General features: G+C 47.6%; 29 protein-coding genes and 1 other annotated feature. Of the genes, 27 read left to right on the top strand and 2 right to left on the bottom strand.

The genetic code is table 11. The features are described 5' to 3' along the window. The first annotated feature begins 43 nt into the window (after positions 1 to 43). The 19 genes from ACWJJS_RS13860 (at position 44) to pheA (ending at position 15,314) form a co-directional block, all read left to right on the top strand. Entirely contained in the window at positions 44 to 1,336 is a 1,293-nt protein-coding gene (locus tag ACWJJS_RS13860; RefSeq protein ID WP_146284281.1) for a bifunctional folylpolyglutamate synthase/dihydrofolate synthase, read from the top strand. Positions 1,337 to 1,475: 139 nt separating this feature from the next. Continuing rightward, the gene (locus ACWJJS_RS13855) at positions 1,476 to 2,228 is read left to right on the top strand and encodes a prepilin peptidase (protein ID WP_146284283.1); all 753 of its coding nucleotides are present in this window, start codon (positions 1,476 to 1,478) and stop codon (positions 2,226 to 2,228) included. 126 nt (positions 2,229 to 2,354) lie between these two features. Continuing rightward, positions 2,355 to 3,356 carry an SPOR domain-containing protein gene (locus tag ACWJJS_RS13850; RefSeq protein WP_278071204.1) on the top strand — a complete coding sequence of 334 codons (1,002 nt, stop codon included), beginning with the start codon at positions 2,355 to 2,357 and terminating at the stop codon, positions 3,354 to 3,356. A gap of 140 nt (positions 3,357 to 3,496) precedes the next feature. Then, positions 3,497 to 4,066: a Maf family protein gene (locus ACWJJS_RS13845; protein ID WP_070082167.1), complete on the top strand. Its 570-nt coding sequence runs from the start codon at positions 3,497 to 3,499 to the stop codon at positions 4,064 to 4,066. A gap of 31 nt (positions 4,067 to 4,097) precedes the next feature. Beyond that, positions 4,098 to 4,793 carry a RadC family protein gene (radC, locus tag ACWJJS_RS13840; protein WP_007408165.1) on the top strand — a complete coding sequence of 232 codons (696 nt, stop codon included), beginning with the start codon at positions 4,098 to 4,100 and terminating at the stop codon, positions 4,791 to 4,793. 91 nt (positions 4,794 to 4,884) lie between these two features. Then, on the top strand, positions 4,885 to 5,898 hold the full coding sequence (mreB, locus tag ACWJJS_RS13835) for a cell shape-determining protein MreB (protein WP_003152647.1): 1,014 nt from the start codon (positions 4,885 to 4,887) through the stop codon (positions 5,896 to 5,898). Positions 5,899 to 5,928: 30 nt separating this feature from the next. Beyond that, positions 5,929 to 6,792 carry a rod shape-determining protein MreC gene (mreC, locus tag ACWJJS_RS13830; protein ID WP_003152649.1) on the top strand — a complete coding sequence of 288 codons (864 nt, stop codon included), beginning with the start codon at positions 5,929 to 5,931 and terminating at the stop codon, positions 6,790 to 6,792. After that, entirely contained in the window at positions 6,789 to 7,307 is a 519-nt protein-coding gene (gene mreD, locus ACWJJS_RS13825) for a rod shape-determining protein MreD (protein ID WP_003152650.1), read from the top strand. The genes mreC and mreD overlap by 4 nt, the downstream gene beginning before the upstream one ends. A 53-nt stretch (positions 7,308 to 7,360) precedes the next feature. Next, on the top strand, positions 7,361 to 8,041 hold the full coding sequence (gene minC / locus ACWJJS_RS13820) for a septum site-determining protein MinC (protein ID WP_003152653.1): 681 nt from the start codon (positions 7,361 to 7,363) through the stop codon (positions 8,039 to 8,041). 2 nt (positions 8,042 to 8,043) lie between these two features. Next, positions 8,044 to 8,847 carry a septum site-determining protein MinD gene (gene minD / locus ACWJJS_RS13815; protein ID WP_060674730.1) on the top strand — a complete coding sequence of 268 codons (804 nt, stop codon included), beginning with the start codon at positions 8,044 to 8,046 and terminating at the stop codon, positions 8,845 to 8,847. A 127-nt stretch (positions 8,848 to 8,974) separates the two neighbouring features. Continuing rightward, positions 8,975 to 9,778 (top strand): M23 family metallopeptidase, encoded by an 804-nt coding sequence (locus ACWJJS_RS13810; protein ID WP_007408168.1) that lies wholly within the window; start codon positions 8,975 to 8,977, stop codon positions 9,776 to 9,778. Then, positions 9,771 to 10,637, top strand: a complete 867-nt coding sequence (locus ACWJJS_RS13805; protein ID WP_003152659.1) for a M50 family metallopeptidase — start codon at positions 9,771 to 9,773, stop codon at positions 10,635 to 10,637. The genes ACWJJS_RS13810 and ACWJJS_RS13805 overlap by 8 nt, the downstream gene beginning before the upstream one ends. 58 nt (positions 10,638 to 10,695) lie before the next feature. Further along, positions 10,696 to 10,769: a sequence feature (ribosomal protein L21 leader region), on the top strand. 13 nt (positions 10,770 to 10,782) lie between these two features. After that, a complete protein-coding gene (gene rplU / locus ACWJJS_RS13800; protein WP_003152660.1) occupies positions 10,783 to 11,091 on the top strand; it encodes a 50S ribosomal protein L21 in 309 nt (102 codons plus the stop codon). A 2-nt stretch (positions 11,092 to 11,093) separates the two neighbouring features. Then, positions 11,094 to 11,435 (top strand): ribosomal-processing cysteine protease Prp, encoded by a 342-nt coding sequence (locus tag ACWJJS_RS13795; protein WP_060674727.1) that lies wholly within the window; start codon positions 11,094 to 11,096, stop codon positions 11,433 to 11,435. A gap of 12 nt (positions 11,436 to 11,447) precedes the next feature. Next, complete coding sequence (gene rpmA, locus ACWJJS_RS13790; RefSeq protein WP_003152662.1) at positions 11,448 to 11,732, top strand: 50S ribosomal protein L27; 285 nt, start codon at positions 11,448 to 11,450, stop codon at positions 11,730 to 11,732. 317 nt (positions 11,733 to 12,049) lie between these two features. Beyond that, on the top strand, positions 12,050 to 12,628 hold the full coding sequence (locus tag ACWJJS_RS13785) for a sporulation initiation phosphotransferase B (RefSeq protein ID WP_003152664.1): 579 nt from the start codon (positions 12,050 to 12,052) through the stop codon (positions 12,626 to 12,628). Positions 12,629 to 12,659: 31 nt separating this feature from the next. Next, positions 12,660 to 13,946, top strand: coding sequence for a GTPase ObgE (obgE, locus tag ACWJJS_RS13780; RefSeq protein WP_003152665.1), 1,287 nt, complete (start codon positions 12,660 to 12,662; stop codon positions 13,944 to 13,946). Between the two features lie 53 nt (positions 13,947 to 13,999). Next, positions 14,000 to 14,443, top strand: coding sequence for a transcriptional regulator ThrR (thrR, locus tag ACWJJS_RS13775; RefSeq protein WP_007408173.1), 444 nt, complete (start codon positions 14,000 to 14,002; stop codon positions 14,441 to 14,443). A gap of 13 nt (positions 14,444 to 14,456) precedes the next feature. After that, entirely contained in the window at positions 14,457 to 15,314 is an 858-nt protein-coding gene (gene pheA / locus ACWJJS_RS13770) for a prephenate dehydratase (protein WP_003152668.1), read from the top strand. A gap of 25 nt (positions 15,315 to 15,339) precedes the next feature. Here the strand turns inward: pheA and ACWJJS_RS13765 are convergent, their stop codons facing one another. Next, entirely contained in the window at positions 15,340 to 15,882 is a 543-nt protein-coding gene (locus tag ACWJJS_RS13765; RefSeq protein WP_014305508.1) for a transcription repressor NadR, read from the bottom strand. Beyond that, positions 15,879 to 17,030: an IscS subfamily cysteine desulfurase gene (locus ACWJJS_RS13760; RefSeq protein WP_044801621.1), complete on the bottom strand. Its 1,152-nt coding sequence runs from the start codon at positions 17,028 to 17,030 to the stop codon at positions 15,879 to 15,881. Before ACWJJS_RS13760 ends, ACWJJS_RS13765 begins: the two co-directional genes overlap by 4 nt. Positions 17,031 to 17,135: 105 nt before the next feature. On the opposite strand from ACWJJS_RS13760, the gene nadB reads away from it, so the two are divergent. The 8 genes from nadB to ruvA all read left to right on the top strand — a co-directional run bounded on the left by nadB (position 17,136) and on the right by ruvA (position 24,344). After that, on the top strand, positions 17,136 to 18,701 hold the full coding sequence (gene nadB, locus ACWJJS_RS13755; protein WP_454023650.1) for an L-aspartate oxidase: 1,566 nt from the start codon (positions 17,136 to 17,138) through the stop codon (positions 18,699 to 18,701). Then, positions 18,683 to 19,531 (top strand): carboxylating nicotinate-nucleotide diphosphorylase, encoded by an 849-nt coding sequence (gene nadC, locus ACWJJS_RS13750; protein WP_454023649.1) that lies wholly within the window; start codon positions 18,683 to 18,685, stop codon positions 19,529 to 19,531. The genes nadB and nadC overlap by 19 nt, the downstream gene beginning before the upstream one ends. A gap of 1 nt (position 19,532) precedes the next feature. Further along, positions 19,533 to 20,636, top strand: a complete 1,104-nt coding sequence (gene nadA / locus ACWJJS_RS13745) for a quinolinate synthase NadA (RefSeq protein WP_060674719.1) — start codon at positions 19,533 to 19,535, stop codon at positions 20,634 to 20,636. Positions 20,637 to 20,762: 126 nt separating this feature from the next. Then, positions 20,763 to 21,968, top strand: a complete 1,206-nt coding sequence (gene safA, locus ACWJJS_RS13740) for a spore coat assembly protein SafA (protein WP_176283445.1) — start codon at positions 20,763 to 20,765, stop codon at positions 21,966 to 21,968. A gap of 147 nt (positions 21,969 to 22,115) precedes the next feature. Then, complete coding sequence (locus tag ACWJJS_RS13735; protein WP_069013531.1) at positions 22,116 to 22,709, top strand: YhcN/YlaJ family sporulation lipoprotein; 594 nt, start codon at positions 22,116 to 22,118, stop codon at positions 22,707 to 22,709. 133 nt (positions 22,710 to 22,842) lie between these two features. After that, positions 22,843 to 22,962: a hypothetical protein gene (locus ACWJJS_RS13730; protein ID WP_373366015.1), complete on the top strand. Its 120-nt coding sequence runs from the start codon at positions 22,843 to 22,845 to the stop codon at positions 22,960 to 22,962. A gap of 131 nt (positions 22,963 to 23,093) precedes the next feature. After that, positions 23,094 to 23,603: an intercompartmental signaling factor BofC gene (locus ACWJJS_RS13725; protein WP_012118093.1), complete on the top strand. Its 510-nt coding sequence runs from the start codon at positions 23,094 to 23,096 to the stop codon at positions 23,601 to 23,603. Between the two features lie 135 nt (positions 23,604 to 23,738). Continuing rightward, a complete protein-coding gene (gene ruvA, locus ACWJJS_RS13720; RefSeq protein ID WP_003152683.1) occupies positions 23,739 to 24,344 on the top strand; it encodes a Holliday junction branch migration protein RuvA in 606 nt (201 codons plus the stop codon). Positions 24,345 to 24,347: the final 3 nt, after the last annotated feature.

Raw genomic sequence — 24,347 nt, 5'->3', positions numbered from 1 at the left:
GTTTCCTAAGAAACCGCCTTGTCGTATAAAAGAGGGGATTTCATTGTTTAATACGTACAAAGAAGCGATCAGCTGGATTCACGGCAGACTCAAGTTCGGCGTTAAGCCGGGCCTTCTCCGTATGGAAAAGCTGATGGAAAAACTGGAACACCCGGAAAAGAACATCCGCGCCATTCATGTGGCGGGCACAAACGGCAAAGGATCAACCGTCTCTTTTATCCGTTCCGTGCTTCAAGAAGCCGGTTATACGGTCGGCACGTTCACATCGCCTTACATGATTACGTTTAATGAGCGTATCAGCGTCAACGGCACGCCGATTACCGATGAGGAATGGAGAACGCTCGTTAATGACATAAAGCCGATAGTCGATGAGCTCGATAAGACTGATGCCGGAACGGTGACAGAATTTGAAATCATTACAGCGTGTGCATTTTTATATTTTGCGAAGCGGGCTGATATCGATTTTGTTATTTTTGAAGCGGGGCTCGGCGGCACATTTGATTCAACCAATATTGTGAAACCGCTCCTGTCGGTCATTACAAGTATCGGACATGACCATATGGCCATTTTAGGCAATACCATCGAGGAGATCGCCGGGCAGAAAGCCGGTATCATTAAAAATTCCATTCCGGTCATTACGGGTGTCAATCAGCCGGAAGCACTCGGCGTTATTGAAGCGGAAGCCGAAAAAAAGCAGGCTCCGTATCAGTCACTATATAAAACGTGCAGACTGTTTAATGAAGCGGCGCTTCCGTCCGGCGAAAGCTTTTCGCTGGAAACAGAAACGAAATGCTATGAAAACATTCAAACGTCGCTGATCGGCATTCACCAAAGGCAGAATGCGGCATTGGCGATATTGGCCGCTGAATGGCTGAATCGCCTGGAAGCCGCAGTCATTTCAGAAGAAGCGATGCGAAACGGCCTGAAAAAAGCTTCCTGGCCGGGCCGGTTTGAACGTCTTCAAAGCCGCCCTTTAGTGTTTGCGGACGGCGCGCATAACGAAGAGGGCGTTGAAACGCTGACAGAAACGATCAGGCAGCGCTTTGCTGATAAAAACGTCCATGTCGTATTCAGCGCATTAAAAGACAAACCGTATCAGGAAATGATTAAAAAGCTTGAAACCGAAGCAGATTCCATTCACTTTGTATCATTTGACTTTCCGCGTGCTTCAAGCGCCGAAGCTCTTTACAATGCAAGCAGTCTTGCGTCTAAGAGCTTCGATGAGAACCCGGACAGTGTGAAAGAATGGATAGAACAAAAAGACGAGGCGGATGATGTCATCATCATTACCGGCTCCTTATATTTTATTTCAGAAATGAGAAAGCGGCTTATCTGACAGCCCCTCGGATGCCCGGCAGACCATTTTCCGGTTTTGCCGGGTGTTTTTATGCTGAAAATATATTTTCAGCCATTTCAGTCATGGTGTTTTTCTTTGCTATAATCTGAGCCAGATTGATAGTAAAGGTGTGGTCTGAGTGCTTTTGATTCTGTTTTTTCTCGGCTTGATTTTCGGTTCTTTTTTTTATACAGCAGCGTGCCGTATCCCGCTTCGAATCTCGGTTATTTCGCCGCGTTCAGCCTGCTCGTTCTGCCGCTTGCCGCTCTCCTGGGGGGAGCTTGTGCCCGTCGTCTCCTATATTCTGCAAAGAGGCAGATGCAGAAACTGCCGTGCGAAGCTGTCGGTTATGTATCCGGCGGCGGAATGCTGGACGGCGTGTTTATTCACGGCTGCAGGCATTCATTTCGGTTTCTCAAAAGAACTGTTAGTCGCGCTGTTATTTCTGTCTCTGCTCATGATTGTTACTATGACGGATCTGCAATATATGCTGATTCCTGACAAAGTTCTGCTGTTTTTTCTTCCGCTTTTCATCGCCGGCCGTATGTTTTCTCCGCTGGATTCATGGTATGCGGGGTTTGCCGGAGCTGTTTGCGGATTTTTTCTGCTAGTTTTTATCATGTTTATCAGTAAAGGAGGCATCGGCGCAGGTGATGTGAAACTGTTTGGGGTGATCGGCCTGACGCTCGGCGTGAAGCTCGTGCTCATTGCATTCTTTCTTTCCGTTATGATCGGAGCCGTATACGGTATGTGCGCCGCAGCCCGGGGCAGGCTTGGTAAAAAGCAGCCATTTCCGTTTGCGCCGGCCATCTCAGCCGGGAGCGCTTTGAGTTATTTATACGGTGAAGAGCTGTTTTCGTTTTACATCAAGCTCGCTTCAGGCGGAGCTTGAAAAATTTGGCGAACGTTTTTTGGACAAGACGACAAAAGTCTTGTTCTTTTTTTTTTCGCCTATGCTAAAGTGTGAACCATGATCAGTTCAAGGTACGGCCAAGACGAATGCAAGGGGGAAGAGACGTTGAAAAAAAGGAAGAGCAAAAAGCACAGCAAAGCTAAAAACAATGCCCTTAAAGTAACCATTAACGGACAAGAAGAAACGATGTATGGACAAGAAGATGTGAATGAAGGCGGGGAGAAGACCGTCACATTTTCCAATTGGGAAGAAACAAAAAAGGCGGAACAGGAGACCGCCGCTTCCCATGAAGATCCGAAAGAAGAAGATTTCAATTGGGATCATGAGAAGAATTCTGAGGTATTTGAAGATGACCCGAAAGTTGTTCCGCCATACCAGAAGAAAAAAACAGGCCCTCATTTTCCGAAAAAAAAGCAGCCGTCTTCTCCAGTTAAAAAAGCGGTCACGACAATTGCCGTTGCGGCTGTTTTAGGCACCGGGCTCGGCCTTGTCGCCTTAAATATGTCGGGAAGTAAAGAAGCCTCCGCTCCGGCATCAGCTGACAAAGGTTCACAAGGGCAGACGGTGAAAGCGGGTGATGTTTCTAAAGACAAATCTGAAACAGCCGGCACAGGAGATGCGGAATCTTCAGTGGGAAACTATAAAACATATGCGGTGCAGGCCGGAAAATTTTCATCAGAAAAAGGAGCGCAAACGCTTGTTGACCAGCTGACTGAAAAAGGATACTCGGCCGTCTCTCTGGCAAAAGAAGACGGATACACATACGTGATCGCCGGGCTTGCAGCGGAAAAAAGCTTATCACAGCAATTGGGTCAGACACTGATAGACCATGATTTTGAGGCTTGGGGCGGAAAAGAGCTCAGCTTTGCGGTCGATTCAGGGCTGGAAGACTCTTTTAAACAGGCATCTGAGCTCTCCGCCAAAGCGATTATCGGCAAAGATCTTTCAAAAACGGAAGTGGCTGAAGCGGCAAAAGCGGCAGACGGCGCAGACGCCGCTGACAAAAAGCAGAAAGAGGCCGTGCTTCAAGCGCTGAAAGAACTGGAAACGTCGGGGTCAGAATCCGGCTGGAAAGCCCAAAAAGAGCTTTTAAGTGTTGTAAAATAGTATCTCATTTCCCGTCATCCGGCGGGATTTTTTATTTTGTCATCAAAAAGTTATTTTTCTGAAATTGTGGTTGCCCGTTTGATTTGGTAGGATAGACAAGTATCTTTTTTTCTTAAGCAAACCCTGAAAGGATGACAACCATGACAAAACGCTTAATACTCGCATCACAATCTCCGCGAAGAAAAGAACTCCTTAATCTTCTTCAGATTCCTTACAGCATTATTGCGAGCCGCACAGAAGAAAAATTAAATCGAAACCTTTCGCCGGAAGAAAACGTCCAATGTTTGGCCGAGCAAAAAGCCGGTGCTGTATTGGCCGAAAATCCCGATGCAGTCGTTATCGGGGCTGACACGATGGTGTGCATAGACGGCGAGTGCCTCGGCAAACCGCGTGACAGGGAAGAAGCGGCACAGATGCTGCGGAGGCTTTCCGGCCGAAGCCATCAAGTCATTACGGCGGTCAGCATTCAGACGCATGACCGGAAAGAAACATTCTGTGACACGACGGAAGTGACGTTTTGGCCGCTCAGTGAAGACGACATACAGCTCTACATTGAAACAAAAGAACCGATGGATAAAGCAGGTGCATACGGCATCCAAGGAAAAGGCGCGCTTTTAGTGAAAAAAATAGACGGTGATTTTTATTCTGTCGTCGGGCTTCCTGTCGCTAAAACAATGAGAGCCTTGAAAGAATTTAATATAAAAGCTTGATGTTCAAACCGGGAAGGGGAACAAGGAGGGGTTGATCATCCGTGATCTGCCGTTAAAATTAAGAGATTTCCCCGAAAAAGAAAAACCGAGAGAGCGGCTTCTGCACTTCGGAGCCGAACATCTCTCTAACAATGAATTGCTCGCCATCCTGCTGCGGACGGGAACGAAACATGAGTCCGTCATGAACCTCGCTCACCGGCTGCTGCGGACGTTTGACGGGCTGCGCCTGTTAAAAGGCGCCTCTGCCCAGGAGCTTTCCAGCATTCCGGGAATCGGCACGGTGAAAGCCGTTCAGATTCTTGCCGCAATTGAGCTGGGGAGCCGCATTCATAAGACATCCGCCGGGGAGCATTGCGTCATCCGCTCTCCGGAAGACGGGGCGAAGTATGTGATGGAGGATATGCGCTTTTTATCCCAGGAGCATTTTGTCTGTTTATATTTAAATACCAAAAATCAAGTCATTCATAAACGCACCGTTTTTATCGGAAGTCTGAATTCATCTATTGTCCACCCGCGGGAGGTGTTTAAAGAAGCTTTCAAACGATCCGCCGCGTCCTTCATTTGCGTTCATAATCATCCTTCAGGAGATCCTACACCGAGCAGAGAAGATATAGAGGTAACCAGGCGGCTTTTTGAGTGCGGAAATTTAATCGGCATCGAGCTGCTGGATCATTTGGTCATTGGTGATAAAAAATTTGTGAGTTTAAAGGAAAAAGGATATTTGTAACACTTTTTTTTTCGTTGATTTAAGATATAATAGATTTTATGAGTTTTTCCCTTTAGGGTATTTTTGCTTTAAGAAAGGAAGATACATACATATGTTCGGAATTGGTACAAGAGACCTTGGTATAGATTTGGGAACCGCGAATACGCTTGTGTTTGTTAAAGGTAAAGGAATCGTAGTGAGAGAGCCGTCTGTCGTTGCTCTGCAAACGGATACGAAGTCAATCGTTGCGGTCGGTAACGATGCGAAAAACATGATCGGAAGAACTCCGGGCAACGTGGTTGCGCTCCGTCCGATGAAAGACGGCGTTATCGCTGACTATGAAACAACTGCGACAATGATGAAATACTACATTAATCAGGCTGTGAAAAATAAAGGATTGTTTGCGAGAAAGCCGTACGTTATGGTGTGTGTGCCGTCAGGTATTACGGCCGTTGAAGAACGGGCGGTCATCGACGCGACAAGACAAGCGGGCGCACGTGACGCTTATCCGATTGAAGAACCGTTTGCGGCCGCAATCGGCGCGAATCTTCCGGTATGGGAGCCGACGGGCAGCATGGTCGTTGATATCGGCGGCGGAACAACTGAAGTGGCGATCATTTCTTTAGGCGGCATTGTCACGTCTCAGTCAATCCGCGTAGCCGGTGACGAAATGGACGACTCAATCATCAGCTATATCAGAAAAACATATAATCTGATGATCGGTGACCGTACGGCGGAAGCCATTAAAATGGAAATCGGTTCAGCCGAAACCGGTGAAGAAAATGCGTCAATGGAAATCCGCGGCCGCGATCTTCTGACAGGTCTGCCGAAAACGATCGAAATCACGGGAACGGAAATTGCAAATGCACTGCGTGATACAGTTCTCTCAATCGTTGATGCGGTGAAGAGCACGCTTGAAAAAACACCGCCTGAGCTGGCCGCTGACATTATGGACAGAGGTATTGTATTAACAGGGGGAGGCGCCCTGCTCCGCAATCTCGACAAAGTCATCAGCGACGAAACGAAAATGCCTGTTCTTATCGCTGAAGATCCGCTGGATTGTGTTGCGATCGGCACTGGAAAAGCACTGGAGCACATCCATCTTTTCAAAGGAAAAACAAGATAATCAGGAGTTAAATAGAAGAGGTGTATCACGATGCCGAACAAACGGTTAATGCTATTACTTCTGTGTATTATCATATTGGTGGCTATGATTGGATTCTCGCTGAAGAACGGCCGTAATACCACCTGGCCTGAAAAGCTGATCGGTGATACGACGGGAGTATTTCAAAACATTTTTCACACGCCTGCCGAATATTTTGCAGGGTTCTTCGGGGACATAAAAGACCTGAAAAACACGTACAAAGAAAACGAACGCTTAAGACAAAAGCTGGACGGACAGACACAATATGAAGCGAAGCTCCAAGAACTCAAAGATGAAAACAAGAAGCTGCGTGATGAACTCGGGCATGTCAAATCAATTTCCGACTATGATCCGATTTTAGCGACCGTTATCGCGAGAAACCCTGATCAATGGTACAAGCAGATCATGATCAATAAGGGAACGAAGCACAAAGTGGCCAAAGACATGGCTGTCACGAACGAAAAGGGTGCGCTGGTCGGGAAGATCAAAAGCAGCGGACTCAACAGTTTCACATCCGCCGTTCAGCTGCTGAGCGATGTTGACCGCAATAACAGAGTGGCCACCAAAATCTCCGGCAAAAAGGGAAGCAAAGGCTACGGTTTAATTGAAGGGTATGATAAAAAGAAACAGACCCTGAAAATGACCATCCTTGAACCGGATGAAAAACGTGAAGTGAAAAAAGGCGACCTCGTGGAGACCTCCGGAACGGGCGGCGTATTTCCTCAAGGGCTGACGGTCGGCGAAGTGACCGATGTAGAATCAGATGCTTACGGCCTGACGAAAATCGCTTACGTGAAACCGGCTGCCGACTTGTACGATCTTGACCATGTCATCGTCGTGAACCGAAGCGTAGCAACAGGGGAGGAAGGATCGTGAAACGTTTCCTTCTCCCTTTGATTATGATTTTGGTCTTTTGTGCGGAAAGCATCTATACCGATCTGGTGCGTTTTCCTTTCGTTTCCGTCGAGCAGCAGGTCGTTCCGCATTTTCTTTTGCTTGCGCTGATTTTTATGTCGGCTTATATCAATCAAAAGCATGCGGTGATCTACGGTTTCATTTTCGGATTTCTTTATGACATCAATTATACGGGTGTTTTAGGCGTTTATATGTTTGGTTTTGCCGGTTTATGCTATCTGGCGGCCAAAGCGTTTAAAGTGCTGCAGACAAACGCCCTGATGGTCATTCTGGTCGCGGTGCTGAGCGTATGTGTGCTTGAATTTTACGTCTACGGCATTCAGACGTTAATCCGCAGCGGCACTATGACGTTTAACGATTTTGTCATTCAGCGGTTCTTGCCGACCGCTTTGCTGAATATTGCGGGAGCCGTTATATTAGTCCTGCCCTTCAGGCTGTTTTATATAAGTCTGAAGAAAGAATTAAGAGATGAGTAAAAAGGATTTTATCTTTTTTTGACGAAAAGAGTATGTTGTTGAGGTGAACATTGATGAAGACCAAAAAGCAGCAATATGTAACAATAAAAGGAACAAAAAACGGCTTAACATTGCATCTGGATGATGCGTGTTCTTTTGATGAGCTTCTCGATGGTCTTCAAAACATGCTGTCGATTGAACAATATACTGATGGCAAAGGCCAAAAAATCAGTGTTCATATTAAACTCGGGCATCGGTATCTGTATCAGGAACAGGCAGAGCAGCTGACTGATCTGATCGCGTCAAAGAAAGATTTAGTCGTGCATTCAATTGACAGTGAAGTCATCGCCAAAGAAGAAGCGCAGCGGATGAAAGAGGAGCAGGAAATTGTTTCGGTTTCCAAAATCGTCCGTTCGGGCCAGGTGCTTCACGTGACAGGAGATTTGCTTTTAATCGGAGATGTGAATCCCGGCGGTACGATCAGAGCCGGAGGAAATATATTTGTTCTCGGTTCATTAAAAGGGATTGCCCACGCGGGTTATAACGGAAATAACCGGGCTGTGATCGCCGCATCCGAAATGATGCCGACACAATTGAGGATCAATCATGTGTTAAATCGCTCCCCAGACCACATTCAAAAAGGGAACGACATGGAATGTGCTTATTTAGATACTGACGGAAATATGGTCATTGAACGCCTTCAGCAATTGGCTCATTTAAGACCTGATCTAACAAGGCTTGAGGGAGGAATGTGAAATTGGGTGAGGCTATCGTAATAACTTCGGGAAAAGGCGGAGTAGGTAAAACAACAACATCTGCAAACCTCGGTACCGCCTTAGCCATTTTAGGGAAGCGCGTCTGTTTGGTAGACACAGATATCGGACTGCGCAACCTTGATGTCGTAATGGGTCTTGAAAACAGAATTATTTACGACTTAGTAGATGTAATTGAAGGCAGATGCAAGACGCATCAGGCGCTTGTCAAAGACAAACGTTTTGATGATCTGCTACATTTAATGCCGGCTGCCCAGACAAGCGACAAGACGGCTGTTGTCCCTGAGCAGATCAAATTGCTTGTGCAGGAGCTTAAGCAGGAATTTGATTATGTCATTATTGATTGTCCGGCCGGAATTGAACAAGGCTATAAAAATGCCGTCTCCGGAGCTGATAAGGCGATTGTTGTGACGACGCCGGAAATATCAGCGGTGCGGGACGCTGACCGCATTATCGGACTTTTGGAGCAGGAAGATATCGAACCGCCGCGCCTTATCGTGAACCGCATCAGAAATCACCTGGTGAAAAACGGTGACACGATGGATGTGGATGAAGTTGTTCATCATCTGTCTATTGATCTCCTCGGAATCGTTGCTGACGATGATGAAGTGATCAGGGCTTCAAATATCGGCGAACCGATTGCCATGAATTCCAAAAACCGCGCCAGCATTGCGTACCGCAATATCGCCCGGCGCATTTTAGGAGAATCCGTTCCTTTGCAGGTGCTTGAAGAGCAGCAAAAAGGGATGATGGCGAAAATCAAGTCATTTTTCGGCGTGCGTTCATAATATATACCAGAATACAAAGATCTGATGAAGCCCAGCTTATCAGGTCTTTTTTGTTTTTTAAGAGCGCATATTTGCAATGGACAAGACATAGGATGTACAAACCCAACGATTGCAAAGGATGATGGCGATGAGTCACAGAGCTGATGAAATTAGAAAAAGACTGGCCAAAAGAAGAAAACAGCGGCCTGAATCAAAACGGACTTTCGTTCAAAACGCTCAAACGCAGAATTTTCCCGCGTGGCAGACGGTCAAGGAGCAGGAAAAGCACAAGCTTCTTCCGGACTACGAATATCAAACGGAACACCCGCCCGAATTTAACGGGCGGCATCCATTGATCAGCGCTCATTCTATTATTTTAAAATGCCTGCTGGCCGCCTGTCTCGTACTGATCTCCGCTATTGCCTATAAAACTGATAAACAGCCGCTGAGTCAGATCAAACCGGCAATCGCACAAACCTTTCAAAAAGAATTTCAGTTTGCTGCCGTAAGCAATTGGTTCGTATCTTCCTTCGGAAACCCGCTCGCTTTTCTTACGCCGGGAACGAAAAAGAAGGACGGTCAGGTGGCGGTCAGTCAGGATATGGCCGTTCCTGCCGCGGGGAAAATCCAGCAGGACTTTCAAAATAACGGAGAGGGCGTCGTCGTCGAAACCGCCAGTGAAGCCATTGACAGCGTAAAAGAAGGCTACATTATGGAAGTGAGCAAAGATAAAAAAACAGGGCTGACAGTGAAGGTGCAGCATGCCGACAATACCAGCAGCATTTACGGCCGGCTAAAAGATGTTAACGTTTCATTGTACGACTTTGTCGATAAAGGGAAAAAGATCGGTTCGATCAAGCTCAACGATAAAAGTAAAGGCCAGTACTATTTCGCGATCCAGGATGGCGATAAATTCATAGATCCGATCCAGGTGATCACATTTGATGAATAAATGGCTCATCCTCCTTTTTAAAATTCATGTCCATCCTTTTCTTTGGATTATTATGGGGCTCGGTCTTATGACGGGGCACATCAAAGCGCTGCTGTGTCTTTTGCTGGTCGTATCCGTTCATGAGCTGGGGCATGCTGCTCTGGCTGTGTTTTTTTCGTGGCGCATTAAACGCATCTTTCTGCTGCCTTTCGGCGGGACGGTTGAGGTGGAGGAGCACGGAAACCGGCCGCTAAAAGAGGAATTCGCGGTCATTTTGGCGGGCCCGCTTCAGCATGTGTGGCTTCAGGCGGCAGCCTGGCTCTTTTTCATGTCAGGCTTTGCAAGTGAGCAGACATTTGAGATGTTTACCTTTTATAATCTCTCCATTCTTTTCATCAATCTTTTGCCGATCTGGCCGCTTGACGGCGGCAAGTTCGTGTTTTTATACTTCTCTAAACAAATGGCTTTTCAAAAAGCGCATCTCCTCAGCCTGCAGACATCGGCCGTTTCCGCGCTTTTGCTCTGCTGCTGGATTGTGCTGGCCGTCCCCCTTCAGGTCAGCGCATGGGTGCTGTTCGTCTTTCTCGCCGCTTCTTTATGGGATGAATACCGGAAGCGGCATTATATTCAGCTGAGGTTTCTTTTGGAGAGATACTACGGCAAAAACCGAGATGTCGCCATGCTGCATCCTTTGACGGTCGCGGCCGATGCCAAAGTAAAGCATGTCATGGCCGAATTCAAACGGGGATGCAAGCACCCCATTATCATTGAAAAAGCCGGCGAAAAGCTCAGCCAGCTCGATGAAAATGAAGTGCTTCATGCGTATTTTGCCGATAAACGGACAGATTCCTCTATGGAAGACCTGCTGCTGCCTTACTAGAAATAGATTGACATATCCTTTTGGTTCTGATATATTTTTTAATGTTATGGATGTAGCACCAATGCTACAACCGCTCGGGACAGGTGATAAGAGCTTTAAAGCCCCCTGTTGCTGGCGAGTCTTAGTCTAATAGGAGGTGCAGAGAATGTACGCAATCATTAAAACAGGCGGAAAACAAATCAAAGTTGAAGAAGGTCAAACTGTTTACATCGAAAAACTTGCTGCTGAAGCAGGTGAAACAGTGACGTTTGAAGACGTATTGTTTGTTGGCGGAGACAGCGTGAAAGTCGGCAACCCAACAGTTGCAGGCGCGACAGTTACAGCTAAAGTTGAAAAACAAGGCCGTGCGAAAAAAATCACTGTTTTCCGTTACAAGCCAAAGAAAAATGTTCATAAAAAACAAGGTCATCGTCAGCCTTATACTAAATTGACAATCGAAAAAATCAACGCGTAAGCATGATTGAGGCAACAATTCGAAGATCCCGGGATGACGGGGGCATTTTGTCCTTTGAAATGACGGGACATGCCGATTTTGCTGAACATGGACGAGATCTCGTTTGCGCCGGGGTCACGGCTGTCGTTTTCGGAGCGGTCAATGCGGTTATCGCGCTGGCTCCTCTCGAACCGATTCTTGATATAGGCGAGGACGGGGGTTATTTCTACTTTGAATTCCCTGAAGCCGCTGATCAGGAAGCTTTGCAAAAAGCGCAGCTGCTGATTGAAGGCATGATTGTTTCTCTTGAAACGATCGAGCGGGATTACAGTGAACACTTACGGTTGACTGCAAACCAAATATAGGAGGTGAGTTACATGCTTAGATTAGATCTTCAGTTTTTCGCTTCTAAAAAAGGTGTAGGTTCTACAAAGAACGGACGTGACTCTGAATCTAAACGTTTAGGCGCTAAACGTGCAGACGGTCAATTCGTAACAGGCGGATCTATCCTTTACCGTCAACGCGGAACGAAAATCTACCCAGGTGAAAACGTGGGCCGCGGAGGAGATGACACTCTTTTTGCTAAAATCGACGGAACTGTTAAATTCGAACGTTTCGGCCGTGACCGCAAAAAAGTGAGCGTATATCCTGTAGCTCAATAATGACACAAAAAACTCCGGTCGTTGACTGGAGTTTTTTTTGCAGTAAGCGGAGTAACATCAAGAATGAAAAGCAGAGGATGCGTGAGTGAACCCCGCCTTGAATGAGGACATCAGCTTCTCATACCCACTGGATATGTTCCCCAAGCAGTGATACCAAAAATGTTTCTGCCTGGCATCCGCATTGTATGCGATCCGAAAAAGGAACATGATGAACCAGGAAAAACAAGTGTTTTTTTAACAAAGCCTTCTCTGTTATAATTCATAGTACACACTTATCAAGACTCCTAAAAAGAAATTAAACGATTGGGAGTGCGAAAATGAAGGATGTATCGAAGAAACAAGAAGAACCTGTAAGCGATGCGGCTCTGATCAATGAACTGATCCAATTAATGGGCCATTTCCGTCATGATTGGATGAATAAGCTGCAGCTGATAAAAGGAAACTTAAGTTTGCAGAAGTATGACAGGGTCGTTGAAATAATCGACGAAATGGTCATAGATGCAAAGCACGAGTCAAAGCTCTCAAACCTGAAAACCCCGCACTTGGCGTTTGACTTTCTGACATTTAATTGGAAGTCCCGTTATATGAGGCTCGAATACGAAGTGCTCGGAGAAATTAAAGATTTATCGGCATATGATCAAAAGCTGTCGAACCTGATGAGAAAACTGTTTCATCTGTTCGGTCTGGCGGTAAGCAATGAAAGTGAAAATCATCTGACCGTATCGCTGCAGACGGATCACCCTGACAGACAGCTTATTGTATATCTCGATTTTCATGGAACGATTGCAAATGCAGATGTGTTTGATGAATTTCGCAAATCGCGGTATGAGGACTTTGATGTCATGCAATTTGAGCTGACCGGCCATGAATGTGTGGCCGAAATTGGAATGAACTAGCGGTTTTTTACGGTTTAGAACGGAGGATATTATGTTTGTAGATCAGGTGAAAGTATATGTAAAAGGCGGCGACGGCGGTAACGGAATGGTTGCGTTCCGCCGTGAAAAATATGTGCCGAAAGGCGGGCCTGCCGGCGGTGACGGAGGTAATGGAGGCGACGTCGTTTTTGAGGTTGATGAAGGACTGCGCACGCTTATGGACTTCCGGTACCAGCGCCATTTCAAAGCGATACGCGGCGAGCACGGCATGTCTAAAAACCAGCACGGCAGAAATGCGGACGATATGGTTGTTAAAGTTCCGCCCGGCACAGTCGTAACGGATGACGATACAAAACAGGTCATTGCCGATCTGACAGAGCACGGGCAGCGCGCCGTCATCGCAAAAGGCGGACGCGGCGGACGCGGAAATACCCGCTTTGCGACACCGGCCAACCCGGCACCGCAGCTGTCAGAGCACGGAGAGCCCGGAAAAGAGCGCTATATCGTGCTTGAACTGAAAGTGCTTGCAGACGTAGGTCTCGTCGGCTTCCCGAGCGTCGGAAAATCTACGCTTCTGTCTGTCGTTTCATCGGCAAAGCCGAAAATCGCCGATTATCATTTTACAACGCTTGTTCCGAATCTGGGCATGGTGGAAACGGATGACGGAAGAAGCTTCGTCATGGCGGATCTGCCCGGTTTGATTGAAGGAGCGCACGAAGGAGTCGGCTTAGGCCACCAATTTCTCCGCCATATCGAACGGACGCGCGTCATCGTTCACGTTATTGACATGTCAGCGATGGAAGGCCGTGATCCGTATGAGGATTATGTGACCATTAATCAGGAGCTCAGTGAATATAATCTGCGGCTGACGGAGCGTCCGCAAATTATCGTTGCGAATAAAATGGACATGCCCGAAGCGGCTGAAAATCTTAAAGCGTTTAAAGAAAAGCTTCAGGATGACCATCCTGTCTTCCCGATCAGCGCGGTGACGAGAGAAGGGCTCCGCGATCTTCTGTTTGAAGTCGCCAACCAGCTGGAAACAACGCCTGAATTCCCGCTGTATGATGAAGAAGAACTGGCGGAAAACCGCGTAATGTACACGATGGAAGATGAAGAAATTCCATTTGACATTACCCGTGATCCGGACGGCGCGTTTGTGCTTTCAGGTGACAGTCTGGAACGTCTCTTTAAAATGACTGACTTCTCCCGTGACGAATCCGTCAAGCGTTTTGCAAGACAGATGCGCGGTATGGGCGTTGATGAAGCGCTCAGAGAACGCGGTGCTAAAGACGGCGATATCATCCGGCTGCTGGAATTTGAATTTGAATTTATTGATTAAAAAAATGGAGAGCTTGCAATGCAGGCTCTCTGATGTAAAAGGGAGGGGTGCAGGTGAAAGAAGAGACATTTTATTTAGTGCGTGAAGACGTTCTGCCTGATGCGATGCGGAAAACCCTTGAAGTCAAAAAGCTGCTCGACAGAAAAAAGGCTGAATCGGTTGCAGATGCCGTGCAGAAAGTTGATTTAAGCAGAAGCGCTTTTTACAAATACCGAGATGCGGTTTTCCCTTTTTACACGATGGTTAAAGAACAAATAATCACACTTTTCTTTCATTTGGAGGATCGGTCAGGCGCGTTATCCCAGCTTTTGCAGGCGGTGGCTGACTCAGGAAGCAACGTGCTTTCCATTCACCAGACGATTCCGCTTCAGGGCAGGGCGAATGTCACGCTCTCAATCAGTACGTCCGCAATGGAAGAAAACATTCATACGTTAATGAATAAACTGAGAAAATTTGATTTTATAGAAAAAGTTGAGATCTTAGGGTCAGGCGCGTAAGGAGAGAAGAGACATGAAAGTCGGTTATTTAGGGCCAGAAGCCACATTTACACATCTAGCAGTCAGTTCCTGCTTTCAAAACAGCGTGACACAAGCACCTTATCAAACAATACCGGCATGTATGGATGCGGCGGTTGCGGGAGAAGTTGATCTTGCATTTGTTCCTTTGGAAAACGCGCTGGAGGGCTCGGTTAACTTAACGATTGACTACTTGATTCATGAGCAGCCTCTTGCGATCGTGGGGGAAATGACGCTGCCGATTCACCAGCATCTGCTCGTTCACCCTTCGAGAGAAAATGAGTGGAAAAAGCTTGAGAAAATTTATTCTCATTCCCATGCGATTGCGCAATGCCACAAATTTCTTCACCGGCATTTTTCGTCCGTTCCTTATGAGTATGCGAAGTCAACAGGTGCGGCTGCCAAGTATGTCAGTGAGCATTCGGACCTTCCGATCGGCGTGATTGCAAATGAAATGGCCGCCGCTACATACGGATTGAGCATCGTGAAGCGGGATATTCAGGATTATCAGGACAACCACACGAGATTTGTCATACTTTCGCCTGAAAAAGACGTCTCATTCGAAGTGAATGCGAAACTGTCTTCACGGCCGAAAACGACGATGATGGTAACGCTTCCCCAAGATGACCAATCAGGCGCGCTGCACAGGGTGCTGTCCGCTTTTTCATGGAGAAACCTGAATTTATCAAAGATCGAATCGCGCCCGACAAAAACGGGTCTCGGCAACTATTTCTTTATTATTGATATTGAACAGGCGATGGATCAGGTTCTCATTCCCGGTGCCGTTCAAGAGATGGAAGCCCTCGGCTGCCGGGTCAAGCTTCTGGGAACATATCAATCCTATTCGATATAAAAAAAGCCCTTCAGGGGGCTTTTTTTTAATCTTTTATTAAAATACCCGCGTCGTCCAGCGCTTGGCAGGCTTGGTCAATCCGCTCTTTTGTCGGGGCGCTTAACGTATGGAGATGCACGCCTCCGGTCAGCTGTGAAAGGTAAGCGGCATTTGTCGAGTTAATGTGATCCATGAATTGTTTGACTTCTTTCCGTGTGCTGACTCTTATGGCGGCGGTTAAATCGCCGTATACGGGGTGTTCAATAATGACGTCCTTTATGGTGACGCCTTCATCGACAATGAGTTCAAGCTCTTCTTCCGTCCGCTCCGGGCCGTGCAGACAGGCGACAATCCGTTCGGCGTTTTTTTCGCCGCCGGCATTCATGCTGATGTATAAATAGCCTTGGCTCGTCGCGATAATCGGTTCGCTTTTTGCTTTCAAGAGCGATATGTCCTGCACGATCACCTGTCTTGAAACATTTGCTTTTTTGGCCAATTCGCCTCCTGTTAATGGCGAGCCGGCTTCTTTCAGCCAATGAAGCAGCATGTCGCGTCTTTTCGCCCCAGTAAGCTTCGTTCCTTCTGTCAAATTGCTGATTCTCCTTTCTTTTGCTCCCATAGCGCCGTAAATGTATGTATCAGCATATCGAGCTGTTCACATGTTGTTTCGTTTCCGAATGAGATCCGGAAAAACTGCCGCGCTTCCCGTTCGGTTTTTCTCAGCGCCTTCATAGCTGAAGAAGGGCCGTGGCTGCCGGCGGAACATGCGCTCCCGGTTGAGATGCAAATATCGTTACGATTACATTCTAACATAATATATTGTCCTTCAAAGGAGTGAAAAAAACACCCGACAATGTGGGGCAGGCATTCACCGCCGGTTTCTTCCTCTGAAAATGAAATGGGGAGGCCTTGACGCCGAATTTGATCATACAAATAATTCCTCAGCCTGTCAGCATGCTCACGGTGTTCCTCCATATGTTTCACTGCGTACTCCGCAGCAGCGGTAAAAGCGCCGATGGCCGGCACATTCACCGTACCGGGCCTGAACCCGTTTTCATGCACGGTATGCGGATAAACCGGATTCCAGCTGACACCGGGCCGAATGTAAACAGCCCCGGTGCCTTTCGGGCCGTATACTTTATGACCGGAGACGGAAAGGGCGTCGATTCCCGCCTGATCCGCATCAATCGGCAGTTTGCCGAAACTTTGAACACAATCGCAATGCAGCAAAATGTTTCTCTGGTGAAGAAAAGCGGCCAGACGATTCACAGGCTGGATGAGGCCGGTTTCTGAATTGGCGTGCTGTATGGATACGAGCCCCGTGTCAGGACGGATATGAGCCGCCAGTATGTCCTCGGTTATAAGGCCGTTTTCGTCGGGATATATGATGGTGACATCAATTCCCCGGTCAGCTAAAAACGCCGCGGCATTATGGATCGAGTGGTGTTCCATTGCGGTCGTAATAAAATGTTTTTTGTGGTCGGGCAGACCGTGCAGCAACGATTGGACGGCCAAGATGTTCGCTTCCGTTCCGCCGCTTGTAAAGTAAATGCCGTCTGCCGCTCCGCCGATCAATTTTCCTGCAGAATGTCTGCAATATTCCAGCACGTCCGCCGCTCTTCCTCCGGCGTCATGAAGGCTGCTTGCATTGCCGTATACCTCTGTGCTGAGATGCTGAAAGACTTTCGCGGCTTCTTTGCTTAAAGGCGTTCCCGCCGCGTAATCAAGATAAATCATACAGCCCGTCTCCTATCCGTTTATGTTAAAAAAAGCTTGAGTTTATTTTATCGTTGTGTAAATATAGGTGTCAAGACAGGTGTAAATATAACAGGAGGGTGATGTATGTCTGAAAAAACAATTATCGTCATTGGTTCGGGGACGGCGGCCCTTGCCTGTGCTTCCTCATTTCCTCCGTCATACCAAGTGACCGTCATTACAAAGAGAAACGTAACGAACAGCAATTCGCATTATGCTCAAGGCGGGATTGCTGTGTCATACGCAAAAGATGACTCTATAGAATCCCATGTGAACGATACACTGTATGCGGGATGCGGACACAATGACGTGACAGCCGTGCGGCATTTGCTGAAAAGCGGACAGAGCATGATAAACAGGCTGATAGAAGGCCGTTTCCCTTTTGATACGAAGTCGGATGGAACCTTTTGTCTCGGCAGGGAAGGCGCTCATTCCAAAAGGAGGATTCTGCACGCCGGGGGAGATGCGACCGGACGGATGCTGGTTGAGTTTCTGGTTCGGCAGCTGAGAGACGGCATTCGGATCATTGAACACGAGACGGTTGTCGATCTGCTGATTGAACAAGGGCGATGCGCAGGCGTTGCCGTAAAGGATGCTTCAGGCGCCGTTTCTTACAGAAGGGCGGATTGTGTAGTGCTTGCTTCAGGCGGCTGCGGCAGTCTGTACCAATATCACACAAATGATTCCGCCATAACGGGAGACGGCATCGCTCTTGCCTTCCGCGCGGGTGCTGAGATCACGGATATGGAGTTCACCCAATTCCACCCGACCCTCCTTGTGAAAAACGGGACTGTTTACGGTCTGATTTCTGAAGCAGTGAGAGGAGAAGGCGGATATTTAGCGGATCGCTTCGGGCGCAGGATCATGGCTGGCAGACACGCGCTTGAAGATTTGGCGCCCCGGGATGTGGTTTCACGGGCGATTTATGAAGAAATGATGAAAGAAAATCCTGTTTTTATAAATTGCAGCCGAATAGCCGATTTTAACAAACGTTTTCCGACCATAACAGAAATTTGTCAAACAGCCGGCGTTGATCTTGAAAGCGGGATTCCTGTAGCACCCGGAATGCATTTTTTAATGGGCGGAGTAAAAGCCGATACATGGGGGAAAACGTCCGTGCCTGATTTGTACGCTATAGGCGAGACCGCCTGCACAGGCTTGCACGGGGCGAACCGCCTTGCGAGCAACTCACTGCTGGAAGCGCTGGCAAGCGGGCAACGATGTGCTGAACATATCATTCAAACACCGTTAAACGGAAGATATAAAAAAACCCCGAAGAAAACTGATGTCATCTTACAAGTGCCGGACACAACGCTTCATGTCCTTCAAGCCAAAATGACAGCCGGAGCGGGCATCGTCAGGGAAAAAGAAAACCTGCAGGCGCTGGCATCCTGGCTTAACAACGTATCTGTGCGTCATATGAATGTGAAGGATATCACAATGGAACAAGCCGAGCTATCCTGCCTATGGAAGACTGCGCAATTTGTTGTGTCCTCAGCCCTTATTCGGGAAGAAAGCAGAGGCGCTCATTTTCGCACTGATTTTCCCGGGACGGAGAAAGAGTGGCACGGAAAACAAATCATTCATTCAACATCTGGAACAGTTATCAGAAAAAACGAAAGGATTGGGGAACTATGGACATTCTGCAGCTGAAACAAATGCTGACTCATTTTTTTCAGGAAGATATCGGAACGGGTGATGCGACGTCACAAGCGATTTTTTCTGATCAGCAATGTAAAGCGCGGATCATCGCAAAAACAGACGGCGTGTTTGCCGGAGAAGACGTTATCCGTGAAGGATGGAAGCTTTTACACGATGATATCCGCATCCGCTCCCTGAAAAAAGACGGAGAACGGATGAAAAGACGAGACGTGCTCGCTGAAATGGAAGGCCGGGCGGCAGCTCTTCTTACGGGGGAGCGGGTCATTTTGAATCTCATACAAAGAATGTCAGGCATTGCGACCATGACGGATGAGGCCAAAAGGCGTCTTGATGATCCGTCCATCAAGCTTTGTGATACGAGAAAAACGACACCCGGGCTCAGAATGCTGGAAAAATACGCTGTGCGCATCGGAGGCGGCTTTAATCATCGCTTCGGCTTATATGACGGCATCATGATTAAAGATAATCATATTGCCGCCTGCGGATCGATAAAGGCAGCCGTGGAGCGGGCAAGAAAAACGGCGGGGCAGATGCTTGCGGTGGAAGTCGAAATTGAATCCGAACAGCAGCTGCTCGAGGCAATAGAAGCGGGCGCAGACATTATTATGTTTGACAACTGTCCGCCTGAGTCCGTCCGGCGTTTTGCAGGCATGACACCGGGTCATATCAAAACGGAAGCATCCGGAGGCATAACGCTCGACACATTGCCCGCTTATAAAGGGACGGGCGTCCAATATATTTCACTCGGATTTCTGACTCATTCAGTAAAAAGCGCCGACATCAGCATGGATGTTGAGGCTGCGGAACAGGGGGATTTTTAAGATGTCTATTTTTGACGTGCTAACTGCATCAGCCGAAATGATGCCGAGCCATTATAAAGACATGAGCACCGGAGAAATGGAAAAGCGTGTCGCCGCCATTAAACGGGATTTCGGAAAGCGCTTATTCATTCCGGGGCATCACTATCAAAAAGACGAAGTGATACAATTCGCCGATACGGCAGGTGACTCCCTGCAGCTTGCTCAAGTGGCGGAAAAAAATAAAGAGGCGGAATATATTGTGTTTTGCGGCGTGCATTTTATGGCGGAAACCGCTGATATGCTGACTGATGATAACCAAACTGTCATTTTGCCCGACATGCGCGCCGGATGCTCGATGGCTGATATGGCAGATATTCAGCAGACGGACAAAGCATGGCAAGAGCTTCAAGAACTGTACGGTAACACCATCATTCCGTTAACATATGTTAACTCGACGGCGGAAATTAAAGCATTCGTCGGACGGCACGGAGGAGCGACCGTCACCTCTTCGAATGCCCGGAGTGTGCTGAAATGGGCTTTTAAACAAAAAGAAAGAATTTTATTTTTGCCGGATCAGCATTTAGGCAGAAATACGGCCTATGACCTCGGCATTCCGCTGACAGAAATGGCTGTATGGGACCCGGGGCAGAACCGATTGCTTACTGAACATCCGGAAAACATTAAAGTCATCCTTTGGAAAGGGCATTGCTCCGTACACGAAAAGTTTACAGCGGAAAATATTTCTCAGCTGCGGCAGCGGGATTCCGGCATCCGCATTATCGTTCATCCGGAATGTTCGCGGGAAGTGGTCTCGCTCAGTGACGACAGCGGGTCTACCAAATATATTATTGATACGATTGAACAGGCAGAACCGGGAAGCAAGTGGGCGATCGGCACGGAAATGAATCTTGTTCAGCGCCTCATTCACTCGCACCCGGATAAACAGATTGAATCATTGAATCCCGATATGTGTCCGTGTCTGACAATGAACAGAATCGACCTGCCGCATTTATTGTGGTCGCTTGAGCAGCTTGAAAAAGGCGAGCCGAAGGGTGTCATTAAAGTTCCGGAAGCGGTTCGGACAGAAGCGCTTCGTGCTTTGAACAGAATGCTGAGTCATACGTAATCATAAAAATTTCCCCTCCTTCCCAAATTTTTTATCATCATGCCCAGTCCACCGGCATATAGTGTGAAGAAACGTATTGTAATGACAAATGTACCGTTCACGTTTTGTGCATAGGAGGGGAAAACGTTGAAAATTCATATCGTTCAAAAAGGCGATTCGCTCTGGAAAATAGCTGAAAAATACGGAGTTGATCTTGAAGAGTTAAAAAAACTGAATCATCAGCTTAGCAATCCAGACTTAATTATGCCTGGAATGAAGATAAAGGTGCCTTCAGAAGCCGTTCCGGTCAGAAAAGAGCCCAAGGCCGGCTTCGGAACGTCTGCGCATAAGCATGAGCATCCATATGCCAAAGAAAAACCGAAATCAGTTGTGGACATTGAAGACACCATACCGGAAGAACCAAAGCCGTCAATTCCGTATGTGCCGCCAATCCCTGAAAAGCATGAAAATGTGCTGCCGGAAGCTGATATGAACCAATATTATCCGTCCAATCAGCTGTTTCAGCCGTGGTCGCCTCCTAAGCCGGAGGAACCGGTGACACATTTTGTCGAGCCGAAAGAAAAAGAGCATGACAATAACATTCCACAACAGGAGGAAATGATCAACATGGAAAACGCGAATTACCCGAATATGCCGAAGGCGCCTGAAGCCGGAAAGATGGAAGAAGAAAACGCCGCTTATCATCTGCCGAACATGCCAAACATTCCGAATGTCCCGTTTCCGAATATGCCGGCCGTTGAACCGCCTTTTATGCATTACCCGATGCCGTGCATGCCTTGTCCTTGTCCGGTTCCGGTGACACCGATGCTGCCGGGTTCGGGACTATGCCATCCGTGCTTCCCGGTAGGCGGAGGTTTCGGCGGTTTTGGAGGAGGTTATGGAGGCTTTCCGGTAATGCCGATGCCGTTACCGTACGGATTCCATCATCACGGATTCCATCATCCGGGATTTGGGCCGCAAGCGGGTTACGGTGAATATGAAAACCAAGCCCATGAAAATGCAGAGCATTATGATGGTTCTGCATCCGGTTTCGGCGGTGCTCCGTACGGTCAAATGCCGTATTACGGCGGATATTCGTCACATTACGCAAACGCGCCTCATCATGATGGAAAATATAAGGATGATGATTGCGGCTGCCATGATTCACATCACCACCACCATCATCACCACGGTTCACATCACCATCACGCAAATGTGCCTGTGCAGCCGTATCCGAATGTGGGTGCAAACGCCGGATATTTTATGCCTTACGGCGGAGCAAATCCTAATGCCGCGCCGAATCAGCCGAGTCCAAATCAAGTATTCGGACGGCCGGAGGAAGAAGAAGATTAATGTTTCGGGACGATGTATGTCGTTCCTTTTTTTATGTCCAACTGAGGAATGGACATAACTGACAAGCTTAAACCCGCCGTCGGCCGCACATCCTAAACATGAGCGGAAAACGCTCAAACAGCGATGAATCCACGGGGGGTTTTTCCATTGGGTAAAAAACTGATGACGATCGCAGGCGTTTTAGCCGTGACGGCAAGCTTAACGGCATGCGGAGCAAATAATGCCATGAATGACGGACGCTACAATCAGTCAACACGTCCGGTCGGATATTATTCGAATGATAATGATAACGGCAGACGCCAGTACGGAATGGACCATCAAGGACCCGTTTCTGAAATGATGGAAAACCGAAACGGCCGTCATAATACGACAAACGTGTCCGACCAGTATGCGCCTAATGACGGGGTTCCGTTAACGACGGACGGCACATATAACGGCCGAAATGTCAATACGCCGCCGGCAGCAATGTCTTATAATGGGTATGACAACGCCGAAAACATCAGGCTGGCGGCAAAAGTTGCAAACCGCGTGAAAAAAGTAAAAGGCGTACAGGATAGTCAGGTCATCGTGACTGACACGAGAGTCGTCATTGCCGTCAGAACAAATCATCCTTTTACGAAAAATGATGATAAACATGTCAAACATGCGGCCAAAAAATTTGCGGACGGCCGTACAATTCAAGTGTTTACCGACAACGCTACTTTTACAAAGCTGCAAGACATGAACAGAAACAGCCGTTAAACGGGACTGCCGGATGATTTCATCCGGCAGTATTTTTATGGATAAAGCTTCATCATTTCTTTACATATTCTTAAAACGCTCTTTATGTTGCGGTGTTAATATAAAAGTAATAAAACGTAACGGAGGGGCCGGAATGAAAAAAACGGAGCATGACAAAAGCCGCGGAGAAAAAACTATGTATCTGACCGTAAGGGGATACCGGCTCAAACTGACGCCCGGACAAATGAAACTGATTTCAGCCGGCCGGGCATAATCATCGGGGCAGCCCTCATATAGAGGCTGCTTTTTTTCGGCTTAAACAGACAAATGAAAGAAAACGGTTAAGCACCGGCATCTTTGGTCAAACTAGCATCAAGAGTTTGATTGAATAAAGAGGTGTTATTGGTGAAACGAATTTGCGGTGCTCGTCTATTGTTTATGCTTATCTTATCGGCTGCAGTCCTGATTTGCGGAGGAAAAGGCGCATACGGGGCGGAGGTTGAGCATTACGGGCCGCTTCGGGTGCACGTCCAGCTGGAAAAGGTCTATCTGGACGGTGATGTCGGCATCGAACATACGGATGAAACCGTTTTGGCGATGGAGGATTTTTGGGCCGCATATGCGGGCTGGACGCTCGTTGAGCAGAAAAAAGGCTTCGTCCTTTTCCGTAAGCATGTTGATGACATTTCTCCGCTCAGTAAGGTTAACGGTTATATCGGCGTTACGGACGGAGGCGTCATCTCCACTTTTCACGGCCGTCCCGGATCGCTGGCCGAGCCGATTCAATCTTTCTTCCAGATTGATATAGAAAGGCTGGAAAGCCGATTGCAAAAGCACTTGGAACACGGCATACCGTACAGGACAAAAGCGGAGTTTGAGAGCGTGATCGATCATATTAAGACTTACAGCGGCTGACTTTGACGCAAGACATGTGACACATGTCTTTTTTTTTCTGAACGGAAGGTGTCAAAGCGAACATACGTTAACTTTTCTATAAGACTTTGGCTGTTTTTGTGTTACAATGATAAGCAGTCAAAGAGGTGAATAGGTGTGATTGAATTCGTGAAGGGGACGATTGATTATGTATCTCCCCAATACATCGTGATTGAAAACGGCGGAATCGGCTATCAGGTCTTCACTCCGAACCCGTTTATTTATAAGGTAAGCAATCAAGAGACCATTTTTACGTATCATCATATAAAAGAAGACGCCTTTTCTTTGTACGGTTTTTCAACCCGGGAAGAAAAAGCGCTTTTCACAAAGCTGCTGAACGTCACCGGCATCGGGCCGAAAGGGGCGCTCGCCATCCTCGGTTCCGGTGACCCCGGAGCCGTCATCGAAGCGATCGAACAGGAAGATGAAGCCTTTTTGGTGAAATTTCCGGGTGTGGGCAAAAAAACGGCGCGGCAGATTATTCTTGATTTGAAAGGCAAACTGGCCGACGTCGTGCCTGAAATGATTGACAACCTGTTCAATCATGAAGCGCGCATTGAAAAACAAGAGGCTGAAACGGCGCTTGACGAGGCGCTTGAAGCGCTCCGGGTTCTCGGCTACGCCGAAAAAGAAATTAAAAAAGTGCTTCCTCACTTAAAAGAGGAAACGGCGCTTTCAACAGATCAATATGTGAAAAAAGCATTGCAAAAATTATTAAAGTAAGGT

This window comes from Bacillus sp. JK106, from assembly GCF_053663355.1.
Note: the sequence above shows the minus strand (reverse complement) of the source record. Positions and strands in the feature narration are given on the sequence as shown.